Here is a 15,106-nt window from a genome sequence, read left to right as displayed (position 1 = left end):
CCCTCCTAATAACAAAACGCCCTCACTAGGAGGGCGTATCGATAACATATTAAGTGTAGCTTATTGACAGTTTTGGCTACTGCGCGACGCGACGAACCTGAATGATCATGCCTAGCAGCGGGTGATCTAGGTAGTGGGTTTCGGTACTGCGCATACGACGTTTTTGGTCCATACGGTAGCTCTTTAGGAACTCTTCAACTTTTACTGTTGGAGAGATCTCAGTCAAATTGCCTACCTGGATAGTACTGTCGCCGCCACTGACTGGCGAGTCTAGTTCGATTTGCTGTTCTTGAAGTGTGACTTCACGAACACTTGGTGCTTTCAGATCTAGAGTTGTTTCTGCGTATAGATAGTGCTGAACGTAGATTTGCAGCTTACCATCCAGTTCATACAGAGGCTTATCGATAGTCTCTTCTTTAATGCCTTCCGCATTGGCTGCAACAACGGCACTCTTCTCTGAACCATCAGCGTTAAAAGATTGCGAGTAATCTTTGCCTGCTTGAATACGGAACACTGGCGCTGCATTACGACCTTCGTCACCTTGGCGCCAAGCGGTATGCATTAAGACTTCAAAGCCTGCGTGTTTACGCAGCTTTTCTTTCTCATCGTTTAGCTCATATGCTGAGTAAGGCAACATCTCTACGCCTTTTTGAGCACGAAACTGAGAGTTTTGGAAAGAGCCTGCACGCTCAAGAGAGATTTCAGGAAGGCTGTTTGGCCATGATTCATTGACCTGTTCAGCATCAACAGCACGCTTGAAAATGATCACTTCTATATCAAATTGTCTTTGTGCCAAGCTTGGCATAGAGACTAACAATAGTAGTAGTGGGATCAGTCGTTTCATTTTTACTCCGTATCCCAGCCGGAGATCCGGCTGGATAAATTAAATGCTCAGTGAAAAGAGTGGAATTAGCTTGCAGGTAGCAAGTTTTGTCTAAATTCGCCCAAAAGATCACCGACAAATTGAATTCGCTTCCGTCTGTCTACCAATGGTACCGTAAACTTGAACTTAGTTGGCCCTTCCATTGAAAACTTTTGCGGTTGAGATTGCAATAGTTTAACAAGGTACGCTGGGTTTATGTCAGCGTCTGGGTAGAATTCTAAGAAACCACCTTTATCGTGAGCTTCAATCTTCTTAGCTTTGATTGCCGCCGCCGCCAGTTTCAGTTCAGATACTGACAGTAAGTTCTTGGTCGCATCTGGTAGTGCACCAAAGCGATCGATAAGTTCGACTTTTAGTTCAGCCAATTCGTCATTGTTGGCCACACTAGCGATGCGTTTGTATGTCGACAGGCGAGTGTTGATGTCTGGGATGTAGTCGTCTGGCAGTAGCGCAGGTAGACGCATCTCAATCTCTGTTTGCTCGCGAAGAAGATCATCAAGTGACGGATCTTTACCTTCCTTAAGTGCTTCAACCGCTTGCTCTAACATCTCCATGTACAAACTAAAGCCGACCGATTGGATTTGACCACTCTGCTCATCACCAAGCAGTTCACCGGCACCACGGATCTCTAAATCATGAGTTGCTAGAGTGAAACCAGCGCCAAGATCTTCGAGTGAAGCAATGGCATCAAGTCGCTTAATCGCATCTTTGGTCATCGCTTTAGGATGCGGCGTTAGTAGGTATGCATACGCTTGGTGGTGTGAACGACCTACACGGCCACGTAACTGGTGTAGTTGCGCTAAGCCTAGATTGTCCGCTCTATCCATTAGAATGGTGTTAGCCGTTGGTACGTCGATACCGGTTTCAATGATGGTCGTACACACCAGTAGATTAAAGCGCTGGTGGTAGAAATCATTCATGATGCGCTCTAACTCGCGTTCACGCATTTGACCATGAGCGACCGTTACGCGGGCTTCTGGAATCAGTTTTTGTAGCGACTCTGCGGTCTTTTCTATGGTGTCGACTTGATTATGTAAGAAGTAGACCTGACCACCACGCATGATTTCACGCAGTACCGCTTCCCTTATCACTGCATCATCACTTTGACGGACAAAGGTTTTAATAGCCAATCGTCGAGCCGGTGGTGTCGCGATGATGGAAAGGTCACGCATGCCACTCATCGCCATATTCAATGTTCTTGGAATTGGCGTTGCAGTTAGGGTGAGGATATCTACATCAGCACGCATCGCTTTAACTTTTTCTTTTTGTCGAACGCCGAAACGGTGTTCTTCGTCGACAATCAGCAAGCCAAGGTCGTGGAATTTGATATCACTTGAAAGCAGTTTGTGCGTACCCACCACAATATCGACTTTGCCTTCAGCAACGTCGGCAAGGATCTGTTTCTGCTCTTTCGCTGACTTAAAGCGCGAAAGTACTTCGACACGAATCGGCAAATTAGCGAAGCGATCTCTGAAGTTCTCGAAATGCTGTTGTGCTAGCAGGGTAGTGGGTACCAGCACCGCAACTTGTTTTTCGTTATCGGTACAGACAAATGCTGCGCGCATTGCCACTTCTGTTTTACCGAAGCCCACATCACCACACACCAATCTATCCATAGCCTTTGGTTGACACATGTCAGACATAACAGCATTAATGGCCATCGATTGGTCATCGGTTTCTTCGAATGGGAAGCCCGCTTTAAAGGTGGCGTATTGGCCGCGGTCTAATACAAATTTATAGCCCGGCTTTAGCTCACGTTTGGCGTATACATCAAGAAGCTCTGCAGCAACGTCTCGTACTTTCTCTGCGGCACGCTTGCGCGCTTTCTGCCACGCTTCGCCACCGAGTTTGTGTAGAGGGGCTGTCTCTTCAGCGCCACCTGAGTAGCGACCAATAAGGTTTAGTGAAGCAACCGGAACGTAAAGCTTGGCATCGTTTTGATACTCAAGTGTGACGTATTCGGTTTTCATACCACCGGCTTCGAGAGTTTGTAAGCCAATATAACGGCCGATGCCATGGTCGATGTGAACCACAGGTTGCCCAGGTTTTAGCTCTGCGAGATGGCGAATAACCGTGTCGCTGTTAACGCTCTTTTTGTCTTTCTTGCGGCGCTGAATGACTCGGTCACCAAGGAGATCACTTTCACAGATGAAGGCAAGCTCACGTTGATTATCGATAAAGCCATGCTCAGCAGAACCCAGAACGAGGTTGAATTTGTCTTTCTCTGATAATGATTGCAGTAGTGTCTCGACTTCGACAGGGCGAATCTTGATGCCTTGCAATAGTTCACATAATGCTTCTCGTCGACCTTGAGACTCTACCGAGAATACGATCTTGCCAGAGAATGATTCTGTGAATTTGCGTAGGTTAGCAAGCGGCTCTTTGTTCTGATGTTGGACACTAAGATCTGGCAGTGCTGAAACGGGTAGGTTTGTACGTCCCGCTTTCTCCTCTAAGCTTTCAATGCTAAGCACCACTTGTGCTTTTTGCTTAAAGTGACTGAATAGCTCATCTTTTTTCAGCCAAAGCTGGTCAGGCGATAACAGTGGACGCAATGGATCGACACCGCGCTGCTCGTAGCGATGTTCTACGTCAGATAGGAAGGTATCGACAGCTTGTTCGATATCACCCAGTGCCAAGATTTGTGTGTCGTCGGCGACATAGTCAAACAAGGTTTCGGTTTGATCAAAGAAAAGCGGCTGCCAATATTCAATACCCGCAGGCCATGTACCTTTAGATACCTGCATATAAACAGATTCAGGCTCGCGACGCGCTTCGAATTGCTGGCGCCAGCGAATGCGAAAGTCTTCGATAGCCGAATCTGATGTTGGAAACTCATGAGCAGGAAGAAGGCGAATCTCATCGATATCGGCGATTGAGCGCTGATTTTCCGGGTCAAAGGTACGAATGGTATCGATCTCATCATCAAAAAAGTCGATACGATATGGGTCTTTACTGCCCATTGGGAACAGATCTAAGATCGAGCCTCGACTGGCGTATTCACCCGGACCAAATACCTGATCAACATAACGATAGCCAGATTTTTCAAGCTGTAGGCGCAGTTTTTCTAGTGAGTAAAGATCGCCTGTTTTTACCATCAGGGTGTGTTGAAGCAGGAACTCTCTTGGCGACTGGCGTTGCAATAGCGTGCTGATCGGTACAATCGTGATCCCGTTTTTTAGAGTCGGCAACGCATACAGGTGAGCAATACGGTCAGAAATGATCTCTTGGTGAGGAGAGAAGCTATCGTAGGGCAGAGTTTCCCAATCAGGAAATAGGTTTACTGAATGCTGGGTAAACTGCTCGATCTCGGACTGTAATTTGAGAGCAATTTGTGGGTCGGGTACCGCGAGCAATGTATGGCTGTTATGTTGTTCAGCTAGGCCAGCGATAGAGGCTGCCAGTGAAGAGCCAATTAGATTACCTAAATGTTTTTTGTCCCCTGCGCCGCTTGGCGTCGGTAACGTAAAAATCGATGTATCGGTCATGGGATTTACTTGTTATCTCGATCGAGTGAGCGTTGACGAAGCAGTTTCTGTTGTTGATGCAAGGCTGCTTTGATCAATAGATCTTGGTCTGTGTCGCGCAGGTGCGCATATTTAAATAGAACTTCAAATCCGCCGTCTCTTGGTACTGAACTGCTTACTTGAGCGTAGCAATATACAGCGGCGGCCGGATGTTCAAGGAACAACTTAGCTTTTACATAGCTTCCCTGAGCGATATCCGACTGAGTAAAGCAAGAAAACTGGCTCGCACCAAAACTGTATGTATGTGTACGATAATCGGCTTGGTCTTGTTGAGAGAGCATAAAACTGAGCAGTAAGTTGAGCTTAGAGTTTTGAGCATCAAGCAAGCTAATGACGTTTTTGAGATCGCTGTTTTTCAACTCTTTACGCGCACTGTCTGCCATTAGATCAAGTTGGCTGAATTCACTTGCCACCACAAACGGAGCTGGAATCTCAGATTCGAACTGGATTTGCGATGGGAGAACAAAATCTTCAGCCATCGGCTCGATGTTGGCGGTAAGGCTATGGTGGACGGTGAAAAATTCTTGCTCTGTCATGCTTTAGTTCCTTGAAGTGATCTATTGATTATCGCTATGTGGCTACAGTAATCAAGGTTGGTATTGGCAAAGTAGCAAATAGTTTGTTTTTGAAGCGAAAATGGTGCCTTACAGTGCGTCATCGCCCACTAATTCGGTGAATTCACTCTATATTTGCAGTTGACCCCTACACACCGAAAGTAATTCCCGTTACATTAACCCGCAACTCTACTCGATGGTTCAAAGTATGTTTCATCCTATTTCAATGTTTATCGGTCTGCGTTATCTAAAAGGCCGTTCAGGGGATCGCTTTAGCCGTTTTGTCTCTTATATGTCAACGGCAGGAATCACTATAGGTGTGTTGTCGTTAGTTACTGTTTTGTCAGTAATGAATGGATTCGAAGCGCAGCTCAAAGACCGTATCCTTGGTGTCTTACCTCAAGCGGTAGTCTATGAAAGTGATGCGAAAACACAGCTCACAGATACGCCTCCAGCCTTCGCTCAACAACTTTCGTTGAACGGGCATGTTGAACCTTTAGTCCGCAGCGAGGCAGTGATTCAAAGCCCTGCTCAATTGGCGGCGGGTTTGTTGATTGGTATTGAACCTGCTTCTGATGATCCATTGCAAAACCATCTTATTGCTGGGCGTTTGTCTTCATTGAAGGCAGGCGAGTATCAGTTATTCCTCGGCCATACATTAGCGCGAAACCTCAAAGTCTCGTTGGGTGACAAAGTGCGCCTAATGGTGACTTCAGCCAGCCAATATACGCCATTAGGTCGAATTCCAAGTCAGCGCAATTTTACCGTCGCTGGTATTTTTAATACGGGTTCGGATATCGATGCTCAATTAATGGTGACTCACATTGAAGATGCTGGCCGTTTAATGCGATTTAAGTCGGATACTATCTCGGGATGGAGACTGTTTTTTGAAGACCCATTTGTAGTCGCAGATTTGGCTGACCAGCCTCTACCTGAAGGTTGGGAATGGAGTGACTGGCGTGACCAACGTGGTGAGTTGTTTCAAGCCGTTCGCATGGAAAAAAACATGATGGGCCTGATGCTTGGCTTGATCATCGGAGTGGCCGCTTTCAATATTATCTCTGCCTTGATTATGGTGGTAATGGAGAAGCAATCTGAAGTGGCGATTCTTAAAACACAAGGTATGTCTGATGGACAAGTGATGGGGATATTCATGGTTCAAGGGGCGAGTAGTGGAGTGATTGGTGCTCTCTCTGGCGGTATCTTGGGCGTTGTATTGGCGATGAACCTCAATACTGTTCTAGAAGTTATGGGAGTCGCCCTGTTTTCGTTTGGTGGCAGTTTGCCAATCTTGATTAATCCTATTCAAATTGTCGTGGTCGTTGTTTTAGCGATCGCACTTAGTCTAATTGCGACGGTATTCCCATCTTATCGCGCATCTTCTGTTAAACCTGCTGAGGCTCTTCGTTATGAGTAATTTTCTTCAATGTCGCGACATCCGTAAAACATATCGCGAAGGCTCACTCGATACTGAAGTGCTTAAAGGCGTGAGCTTTGATATTGAGCAGGGTGAACTGGTGTCGATTATCGGAACGTCGGGCTCGGGCAAAAGTACCTTGCTACACATCTTGGGTGCACTGGATGATGCTTCAGCGGGAAGTGTGCACTTTCTAGAGCAGGATCTAGCGGCGCTTAGCTCGAACAAGCAAGCTAAGTTACGTAACAAACATTTAGGTTTCGTCTATCAATTTCATCACTTACTTGCGGACTTCTCTGCCCTAGAAAACGTTGCTATGCCGCTTCTTATTGGTGGCGTAAAACCGAGCCAAGCTAAAAAAGAGGCGGCTGCTTTGTTAGATAAGGTTGGGCTGAGTCATCGAGTCGATCATCGCCCATCGGAATTGTCTGGTGGTGAAAGACAGCGTGTAGCGATTGCTCGAGCTTTAGTGAACAAGCCTTCGCTAGTACTGGCAGATGAACCTACCGGTAACCTTGACCACGCGACGGCACTCTCTATTTACGATTTAATGCGAGAGCTAAATCGTGAATATAATACGGCCTTTTTAGTTGTCACTCATGATGGCGAACTAGCAGCTAAAATGGATCGCCAGCTACATATGCAAGATGGACTGCTGGTGGATGTGAATGAGGAGGTGAATTAGTGTTTGCCTCTTTATCTCTTTTGATTGGTGGACGATTTAGCCGTGCTAAACAGCGCGATAAAATGGTCTCCTTTATTTCACTCTCTTCAACCGTGGGTATCGCAGTGGGTGTTGCGGTGATCATTATTGGTTTATCGGCGATGAACGGCTTTGAGCGCGAGCTTGAATCTCGAGTGCTCTCGGTTATATCACACGGTGAATTTGAAGGCGTTAATGAACCGATTGAGCGCTGGCAGCATGTGATTGACGAATCCGTGAATCATGAAAAAGTATTGGCTGCGGCACCTTACGTAAAAATTACAGCTCTAGCGGAGCGCGGAAAAGAGCTAAAGGCGATTGAAGTTCGTGGTATTGATCCAGAGCTTGAATCACAGGTATCGAGCCTAGGCAACTTTATCGACAAGTCGGTTTGGCAATCATTTAACAGCGGTGAACAAAAAGTCATTCTTGGTTCGGGAGTAGCGGATACGATTGGGGCTAAAGTCGGAGACTACTTAACCTTGATGATTCCAACGGCGAACGGTTCTGTTAAGGTTCAAGCGCCAAAGCGTGTACGAGTAAAAGTAGCGGGGCTATTAACCCTTAATGGACAGATAGACCATAACTTAGCGCTTGTGCCGTTAAAGGATGCACAGAGCTACGCCAAGTTGGGCAATGCTGTAACTGGCGTTTCACTTAAGGTAAATGACGTTCTCAACGCGAATAACATTGTGCGCGAAGTCGGTAACCAATTGGATGTGTATGTATATCTAAGAAGTTGGCAGCAAAAGTATGGCTTCTTGTACCGAGATATTCAGTTAGTACGTACCATCATGTACTTGGTTATGGTCTTGGTTATTGGTGTGGCTTGTTTCAATATCGTATCAACACTGATGATGGCGGTGAAAGACCGAGCTTCAGAGATTGCCATTTTAAGAACCATGGGGGCTTCCGATGGGTTGGTGAAACGTATTTTTGTTTGGCAGGGTGCATTCTCAGGTGTGTTGGGTAGCTTAGTCGGTAGTGTTATTGGTGTATTAGTGGCACTCAATCTCACTCACTTGATAAAAGGCTTAGAGGCGCTTATTGACCACCAGTTTTTGTCTGGGAATATCTATTTTGTGGACTTCTTGCCTTCACAACTAGATATGGTGGATGTGTTAGTGGTGTCTGGCACAGCGATAGTCTTGAGTCTATTGGCGACCCTTTATCCCGCCTCTCGAGCTGCGAAGCTAAATCCAGCAGCAGTGCTAAGTTCAAAGTAATTACTTACTAACGGTATAAAAAAAGGATCCCAATTGGGATCCTTTTTCGTTTTCTTTACTTATTGCTAGCGCTATTACTGAAAAAGCATGCAACAGAGTTTTAATTCTTGCTTCACAGCTCTGCTTTCATTGTTTTATTAACACTGAAGCGAAGCTTATCGTGACAGTCTTATACCTATCTAACTTGTCTTTTCTTCCAGCTTCTAACAACGGAATATCGCCACAGCCCACGGATTCCGAAGTAGCCGATCATTGCGGAAACGATGCCACAGATTAGGCAGCCAAGCAGGAACGGAGGACCAATAGTACTCATTTGAGCAAGAATGAAGTCCCAAGAAAGTTCAAAGTGGAATGGTTGAGGTGGGACATGCATGACGAACGCACCGACCTTGTAAGCAAAATAAAACAGGACTGGCATGGTAACTGGGTTACTTACCCAAACCAAGGCAACTGCCAGTGGCAGGTTTACGCCACACATAACGGCAAGGCCTGCAGACATGATCATTTGGCTTGGTAGCGGAACAAACGCCATAAATAAACCCACTGCAAACGCCCCTGCGGCTGAACGTCGATTTAAGCACCATAAATTGGGGTTATATAGCACGTTGCCAAAAACTTTTAATGCTTTCTGACGCTTGATGAGCTCATGGTCAGGCATAAAACGCTTAATAAACTTTCTTGGCATATAGGAAGTAACTCTTTTGTTTAATACTTGGTTTTTATTGTCTTTTGCTTTGACATTAATGTCAGCAAGCCTATGGCCTGTCATGCCCCATTGGAACTGGGCTTGGGTGATATTGCTCGTTCTATTAGCATCAACCAAGTATAGCGTTTCCCAACCTTTAAGAGGTGTTCTCTGTGGGGTAATGGTGGTTTTAATGGTCAGTGATTTGGTAAAACAGCAAACAACTGTACTCTTTAAGTCCGGGCAGGATATTACCATAAATGCATCGGTTGTTAGCCTTTTTAGTGAAAATAGCCGAGGTTATGAAAGCGTAATTGTAGTTAGATCAATTAACGGTGATAAATTAGACAGGTGGCAATGGGTAAAGGTTAGGCTGTTTACCCCTTTTCGTGTCACTCAAGGCGAAACAATTGAACTGAGTGTCAGGATCAAACCTATTATAGGTAAGCTCAATGAGGCTGGCTTTGATTTAGAAACCTACTCTTTCAGTCAAAAAATAGTGGCTCATGCATCTTACCAGTCCGGCACGCGATATCGTATTCAATCTACTTCATCTTGGCGCGCGATTTGGTTTGATCAAATAACGCGAAACCTTGACTCATTATCGAACCGAGATTTAATCGTCGCGTTAACTTTTGGATATCGAGACTTTATTTCACAACAAAGGTGGTCAGAGCTTAAAAGCAGTGGCTTGATTCACTTAGTCGCGATTTCGGGCTTGCATATTGGTATGGCCTTTGGCATCGGCTATCAATTAGGGCGTGGTATACGATGCTTAACACCGATGATGACTTGGACTCCTTTTGTCGCAGGCTTAACGATAGCGCTTGCCTATAGTTGGTTTTCTGGCTTTACATTACCAACGGTAAGAGCGCTAGTGATGTGTTGTTTAGGAAGTTATTTTATTTGGCAGGGGAGAAGCATTAGCAGTCTCAACTTTATTCTGGTGAGTGTTTGTATTGTTCTCGTTATCTGGCCATATTCGGCACTGACTGGAAGCTTCTGGCTTTCTTTTGGCTCATTAGCGGCCGTTCTATATGCAATTTCAATGTCGAGTTCTGAACATTCTCACATTGGTTTTGTCAGCAAGCTAATCTTGGCTGTCAAAGTTCAGTGTGTGCTTACACTCTTGTTGTTACCCATGACTCTTTATTTTTACCAAGGCTTAAGTGTTGTTTCGATTTTCTATAACTTACTGATGCTGCCTTGGGTAACTTTTCTAGTTATGCCGATGCTTTTTCTAGCCTTATTTGTCCATATCTTTGTATCAGAGCATGTGCAGGTTCTATGGGAATTTATTGATGCTCTACTCGAAGTTATTTCTATTTCGTCTTCTTGGGCGATACCCTTTTGGTGGGAGCTTGATGTACAGATAGCTCAATGGTTGAGCTTGGCTGTAATCATCAGTTTGTTCATCTATCGTTATTTCAGACCTTGGGTGAGCATGTTGCTACTTGTACTGGTCAGTCTTCGAGAAACAGCACCGGAGATGGCGTCTAATGAGTGGAGGATTGATGTACTGGATGTGGGGCATGGATTAGCCGTTATTATCGAAAAAGGTGGGCGAACGCTTCTCTACGATTTAGGTAATCATTGGCAAGGTGGCTCAGTTGTCGCTTCAACATTATTGCCAATATTGCATCAAAGGTCTAATCCGCCTGTTGATGGTGTCATATTAAGTCATCTAGATTCAGATCATGCCGGAGGCTTGGATGACCTCATGGTGTCGAAGTCAGGTTTTTGGGTGCGAAGTAGCCAGGGATTGAGTGAGCAGGTTTCACCTCAAGTGTATACCTGCATAGCTGGTGATGTTTGGCATTGGCAAGGCTTGGAGTTTTATGCTCTTTGGCCGCCCAAGCTGACAAAGCGCGCATATAACCCGCATTCCTGTGTCATACGACTGTTCGACCCGCGTAGTCAATTTTCTATGCTGCTGACGGGTGATATCGAATTAGTCAGTGAGTGGATGTTGTCGAGAAAAGGTTCTGCCTTACAAAGTGACGTCATGCTTGTTCCTCATCATGGCAGCAAAACCTCATCGAGCCGCCGTTTCATTGAATCTGTTTCACCTACATTGGCGGTAGCATCGTTAGCAAAAGGTAATCGATGGGGAATGCCTAATGAAGAGGTTGTTAAAAGATATCAGTCGATTAATGCGAAATGGTTAGATACTGGTGAAAGTGGTCAAATTACCATCAGGGTTAGTGCTGAAGACTGGAATTATCATTCGATTAGACAAGATAGAGCACAGCCATGGTATAGGCAGATGCTCAGGAAGGGAGTAGAATAGATAGATTATTGTGAGAAAAATTAAGCGATTCCATGTCTATAGAAAAAGATGAAAATACTTGGGCTACCTTCAAGCGACTTTGGACTTATATTCGATTGTATAAATCAGGGCTGGCAGTCGCGGTTGTTGCTCTAATTATTAACGCGGTTTCTGACACATATATGATCTCATTATTGAAGCCTTTACTGGATGAAGGTTTCGGTAGCGCAGAATCAGACTTCTTACGAACTCTTCCACTTATTATTTTCGCCATGATGTTCATTCGTGGCGTCAGTGGCTTTGTATCTACCTACTGTTTGAGCTGGGTTTCTGGCAATGTGGTGATGCAAATCCGACGCAAGATATTCAATCACTTTATGCATATGCCGGTGTCGTTCTTTGATAAAGAGCAAACGGGCTCGCTGCTGTCTCGTATTACTTACGACTCTGAACAGGTATCTGCTGCAACAAGCAGAGCTCTAGTTAGTATCGTTCGTGAGGGCGCTAGTATTATTGGCTTATTGGTGCTGATGTTTTGGAACAGTTGGCAGCTTTCGTTGGTGTTATTTGCTGTAGCTCCTGTTGTTGCGTGGGCGATCAGTGTTGTCTCCAAACGATTTAGAAAAATATCAAAAAATATGCAGACCAGTATGGGACATGTTACATCTTCTTCTGAGCAAATGCTCAAAGGACATAGAGTCGTTCTTACATATGGTGGTCAAGGCGTTGAAAAAGAGCGTTTTGATAAAGTAAGTAATCACATGCGACAACAGACGATGAAATTAGTCACGGCACAAGCTGCAGCTAACCCAATTATTCAAATGATTGCGTCGGTAGCTATCGTTGTAGTCTTATTTTTAGCAAGTGTTGACTCAATTAAAGCAGAACTTACCCCGGGTACTTTTACCGTTGTATTCTCAGCAATGTTTGGTCTGATGCGTCCTTTAAAAGCTCTTACAGGAGTAACTGCACAGTTTCAGCGTGGTATGGCGGCAAGCCAAACTCTATTCAGCCTGATGGATTTGGAAACTGAGAAAAACACTGGAACACTGCAGCCTCAAACTGTGAAAGGGGACGTTGAAGTGAAAAGCGTTACTTTTACGTATGAAGGGGCAGAAAAGTCAGCACTTGAAAATGTCAGCTTTGCAATACCAAGAGGTAATACTGTTGCTCTCGTTGGTCGCTCTGGATCGGGCAAAAGTACCATTGCCAACCTTTTCACCCGTTTCTACGATGTTGACTCCGGTACTATCGAGCTTGATGGTCATGACATTCGTGACTACGAACTGAAAAACCTTCGTCAGCACTTTGCATTGGTTTCGCAAAATGTTCATTTGTTCAATGATACCGTGGCGAACAACATTGCCTATGCTGCAGAAGAAGAGTATACCCGTGAACAGATCGAACATGCGGCAAAACTGGCCCATGCAACTGAATTTATCGAGGACATGGAAAATGGTTTTGATACTGTTATTGGTGAAAACGGTGCAAGCTTGTCAGGTGGTCAGCGTCAACGTCTAGCTATTGCTCGAGCACTGTTGAGAGATGCCCCTGTACTCATCTTAGATGAGGCAACCTCGGCTCTAGATACCGAGTCTGAGCGTGCAATTCAATCTGCGTTAGATGAGCTACAGAAAGATAAGACTGTTCTAGTGATTGCGCACCGACTATCAACCATTGAGCAAGCAGATGAGATTCTGGTAGTAGACGGTGGTCATATCGTCGAGCGTGGTGCTCATGCTGAGCTAATTCAGCATGACGGAGCCTATGCTCAACTTCACCGTATTCAGTTTGGTGAATAGGGACGAGTTAACCGTGGTCGAAAAGATTTGGTTTGATAATCACCCTTTAAAGTATCTGCTTTGGCCACTGTTGTGGCCATTGAGTTTACTCTTTAGTTTGATCAGTAAAAGACGTCGCCAAGCGTATCAGCAAGGTACTAAAGCGAGTTATCGAGCACCTGTACCAGTGATAGTCGTAGGAAACATTACGGCGGGTGGCAACGGTAAAACGCCAGTGGTTGTTTGGCTAGTTGAGATGCTGCAATCTCAAGGATATAAGCCGGGTGTTGTTTCACGTGGTTATGGTGCAAAAGCGCCGAGTTATCCACTGGTGTTATCTGAAGATACACCTGCAGCTCACTGTGGTGATGAACCTCGTTTGATTATGAAAAGAACGGGCGCACCTGTCGCTGTAGATCCAGTTAGAGCCAATGCGGTTAAAGCTCTGTTAGATTCTAAAGTCGACGTTATTGTCACTGATGATGGCCTTCAGCATTATGCTTTAGAAAGAGATATTGAGTTTGTGGTGGTTGATGGTGTTCGCCGTTTTGGTAATGAACAAGCGATTCCGTTGGGGCCATTACGCGAGCCAGTATCACGTTTAAGTGAAGTCGATTTTATAGTGACGAACGGTGGACAACCAGAGTTTAATGAAATGGCGATGTCTTTGGTGCCCAGCCAAGTGGTTAACCTGAAGACTGGAGAAAGGACTTCTTTAGAAGCACTGATAAAATTGGTCGCATTTGCAGGAATTGGCCATCCACCACGCTTCTTCAAAACGCTGGAAGACCTTGGTGCTGATGTGGTTCATACTCAAGGTTTCGCTGATCATAAAGATTTTGACCAAGATGAGTTATTCGCTCTTGCTGAAAAGGGTGAGAACATCATAATGACAGAAAAAGATGCTGTGAAATGTGAAGGTTATGCGCAAGATAATTGGTGGTATCTGCCTGTTTCTGCGCAATTTGACCAAGCATCACAAAACAAAGTTATGCAAAAAATTAAAGAGGTTATGGAATACTATGGATCACCGTCTACTTGAAATCGTTGCTTGCCCTGTGTGTAAAGGTAAATTAACTTTTGATAAAGATAAGCAAGAACTGATTTGTAAACTTGATCGCCTTGCATACCCAATAAAAGAGGGTATTCCTGTGCTTCTTGAGCCAGAAGCACGCACAATCTCAATGGATGAGGGCAAATAATGTCATTTACGGTTGTCATCCCAGCTCGTTATCAATCGAGCCGCTTACCTGGAAAGCCTTTAGCTGATATTGGCGGCAAGCCAATGATTCAATGGGTTTATGAACAATCCGTGAAAGCTGGTGCAGATAAAGTCATTATCGCGACCGACGATGCTCGAGTTGAAAAGGCAGCAAAAGCATTTGGTGCAGACGTTTGCATGACATCGCCTAAGCATGAGTCTGGAACAGAGCGTCTTGCTGAAGTGATCGAAGTGATGAATATCCCAGATGATCATATCATTGTAAACGTGCAGGGTGACGAACCTCTTATCCCACCGAGCATCATAAACCAAGTGGCGAATAACCTCGCGGGTAGTGAAGCGCCAATGGCAACATTAGGGGTAGAAATCACTCATGTTGATGAAGTGTTTAACCCTAATGCTGTAAAAGTCGTGACGGATAAAGATGGCTATGCACTGTACTTTAGCCGTGCCACGATTCCTTGGGATCGCGATGCGTACGCTAATAATGGAACAAATGCAGAGTCTCCATTGTTAAGGCACATCGGAATTTACGCGTACCGCGCAGGCTTTATAAATACCTACATTAATTGGGAACCAAGTACACTTGAGCGTATAGAGTGTTTAGAACAGCTACGTGTGCTTTGGTATGGAGAAAAAATCCATGTTGATATTGCAGCAGAAGCGCCTGCTGCTGGTGTAGACACGCCCGAGGACCTCGAAGCGGTCAGAGCAATTATTGGATAATGTGTCCCCTTTAAAACGCAATTTTAAGCCTTATAAAAGCCTCGCAGATTCGCGAGGCTTTTTCATTAAAGCTGCTACAAACATACGAGTTAAACAGAGGGATTTATAAATAC

Annotated in this window: 12 protein-coding genes; 8 read left to right on the top strand and 4 right to left on the bottom strand. The window is 45.0% G+C overall.

The genetic code is table 11. The annotated features are described in order from the left end of the window. Window positions 1-76: 76 nt before the first annotated feature. The 3 genes from KI743_RS16750 to KI743_RS16740 form a co-directional block, all read right to left on the bottom strand. Window positions 77-844, bottom strand: a complete 768-nt coding sequence (locus tag KI743_RS16750; protein WP_150893998.1) for a peptidoglycan binding protein CsiV — start codon at window positions 842-844, stop codon at window positions 77-79. A gap of 65 nt (window positions 845-909) precedes the next feature. After that, complete coding sequence (mfd, locus tag KI743_RS16745; protein WP_285467348.1) at window positions 910-4,371, bottom strand: transcription-repair coupling factor; 3,462 nt, start codon at window positions 4,369-4,371, stop codon at window positions 910-912. A gap of 5 nt (window positions 4,372-4,376) precedes the next feature. Further along, window positions 4,377-4,946: a PilZ domain-containing protein gene (locus tag KI743_RS16740; RefSeq protein ID WP_285467347.1), complete on the bottom strand. Its 570-nt coding sequence runs from the start codon at window positions 4,944-4,946 to the stop codon at window positions 4,377-4,379. A 226-nt stretch (window positions 4,947-5,172) separates the two neighbouring features. Here KI743_RS16740 and lolC point away from each other — a divergent pair, with 226 nt between their 5' ends. Genes lolC through lolE form a run of 3 tightly spaced genes read left to right on the top strand, consistent with a single transcriptional unit; the run spans window position 5,173 to window position 8,310 of the window. After that, window positions 5,173-6,381 carry a lipoprotein-releasing ABC transporter permease subunit LolC gene (gene lolC / locus KI743_RS16735; protein ID WP_285467346.1) on the top strand — a complete coding sequence of 403 codons (1,209 nt, stop codon included), beginning with the start codon at window positions 5,173-5,175 and terminating at the stop codon, window positions 6,379-6,381. Then, window positions 6,374-7,066 carry a lipoprotein-releasing ABC transporter ATP-binding protein LolD gene (gene lolD, locus KI743_RS16730; protein WP_285467345.1) on the top strand — a complete coding sequence of 231 codons (693 nt, stop codon included), beginning with the start codon at window positions 6,374-6,376 and terminating at the stop codon, window positions 7,064-7,066. Before lolC ends, lolD begins: the two co-directional genes overlap by 8 nt. Beyond that, a complete protein-coding gene (gene lolE, locus KI743_RS16725) occupies window positions 7,066-8,310 on the top strand; it encodes a lipoprotein-releasing ABC transporter permease subunit LolE (RefSeq protein ID WP_285467344.1) in 1,245 nt (414 codons plus the stop codon). The genes lolD and lolE overlap by 1 nt, the downstream gene beginning before the upstream one ends. Before the next feature lie 175 nt (window positions 8,311-8,485). On the opposite strand, the gene KI743_RS16720 is transcribed toward lolE, so the two are convergent. Further along, a complete protein-coding gene (locus KI743_RS16720; RefSeq protein ID WP_032552060.1) occupies window positions 8,486-8,995 on the bottom strand; it encodes a DUF2062 domain-containing protein in 510 nt (169 codons plus the stop codon). A 16-nt stretch (window positions 8,996-9,011) separates the two neighbouring features. On the opposite strand from KI743_RS16720, the gene KI743_RS16715 reads away from it, so the two are divergent. The 5 genes from KI743_RS16715 to kdsB are packed head-to-tail and all read left to right on the top strand — an operon-like array spanning window position 9,012 to window position 14,993. Next, window positions 9,012-11,285, top strand: coding sequence for a DNA internalization-related competence protein ComEC/Rec2 (locus KI743_RS16715; RefSeq protein ID WP_285467343.1), 2,274 nt, complete (start codon window positions 9,012-9,014; stop codon window positions 11,283-11,285). Between the two features lie 32 nt (window positions 11,286-11,317). Next, a complete protein-coding gene (gene msbA, locus KI743_RS16710) occupies window positions 11,318-13,066 on the top strand; it encodes a lipid A ABC transporter ATP-binding protein/permease MsbA (RefSeq protein WP_285467342.1) in 1,749 nt (582 codons plus the stop codon). A gap of 13 nt (window positions 13,067-13,079) precedes the next feature. Then, window positions 13,080-14,087 carry a tetraacyldisaccharide 4'-kinase gene (lpxK, locus tag KI743_RS16705; protein WP_285467381.1) on the top strand — a complete coding sequence of 336 codons (1,008 nt, stop codon included), beginning with the start codon at window positions 13,080-13,082 and terminating at the stop codon, window positions 14,085-14,087. Next, entirely contained in the window at window positions 14,068-14,247 is a 180-nt protein-coding gene (locus KI743_RS16700; RefSeq protein ID WP_032552063.1) for a Trm112 family protein, read from the top strand. Before lpxK ends, KI743_RS16700 begins: the two co-directional genes overlap by 20 nt. Then, entirely contained in the window at window positions 14,247-14,993 is a 747-nt protein-coding gene (kdsB, locus tag KI743_RS16695) for a 3-deoxy-manno-octulosonate cytidylyltransferase (RefSeq protein WP_152469018.1), read from the top strand. The genes KI743_RS16700 and kdsB overlap by 1 nt, the downstream gene beginning before the upstream one ends. Window positions 14,994-15,106 lie beyond the last annotated feature (113 nt).

Source organism: Vibrio sp. D420a (assembly GCF_030248625.1).
Taxonomy (GTDB): Bacteria; Pseudomonadota; Gammaproteobacteria; order Enterobacterales; family Vibrionaceae; genus Vibrio; species Vibrio fortis_A.
Note: the sequence above shows the minus strand (reverse complement) of the source record. Positions and strands in the feature narration are given on the sequence as shown.

Excerpts from the sequence above, each read along its gene's own strand:
- KI743_RS16740 (WP_285467347.1), bottom strand. The coding sequence starts at position 4,946 with ATGACAGAGCAAGAATTTTTCACCGTCCACCATAGCCTTACCGCCAAC.
- lolC (WP_285467346.1), top strand. The coding sequence starts at position 5,173 with ATGTTTCATCCTATTTCAATGTTTATCGGTCTGCGTTATCTAAAAGGC.
- KI743_RS16750 (WP_150893998.1), bottom strand. The coding sequence starts at position 844 with ATGAAACGACTGATCCCACTACTACTATTGTTAGTCTCTATGCCAAGC.
- KI743_RS16700 (WP_032552063.1), top strand. The coding sequence starts at position 14,068 with ATGGATCACCGTCTACTTGAAATCGTTGCTTGCCCTGTGTGTAAAGGT.
- mfd (WP_285467348.1), bottom strand. The coding sequence starts at position 4,371 with ATGACCGATACATCGATTTTTACGTTACCGACGCCAAGCGGCGCAGGG.
- lolD (WP_285467345.1), top strand. The coding sequence starts at position 6,374 with ATGAGTAATTTTCTTCAATGTCGCGACATCCGTAAAACATATCGCGAA.
- msbA (WP_285467342.1), top strand. The coding sequence starts at position 11,318 with ATGTCTATAGAAAAAGATGAAAATACTTGGGCTACCTTCAAGCGACTT.
- KI743_RS16720 (WP_032552060.1), bottom strand. The coding sequence starts at position 8,995 with ATGCCAAGAAAGTTTATTAAGCGTTTTATGCCTGACCATGAGCTCATC.
- kdsB (WP_152469018.1), top strand. The coding sequence starts at position 14,247 with ATGTCATTTACGGTTGTCATCCCAGCTCGTTATCAATCGAGCCGCTTA.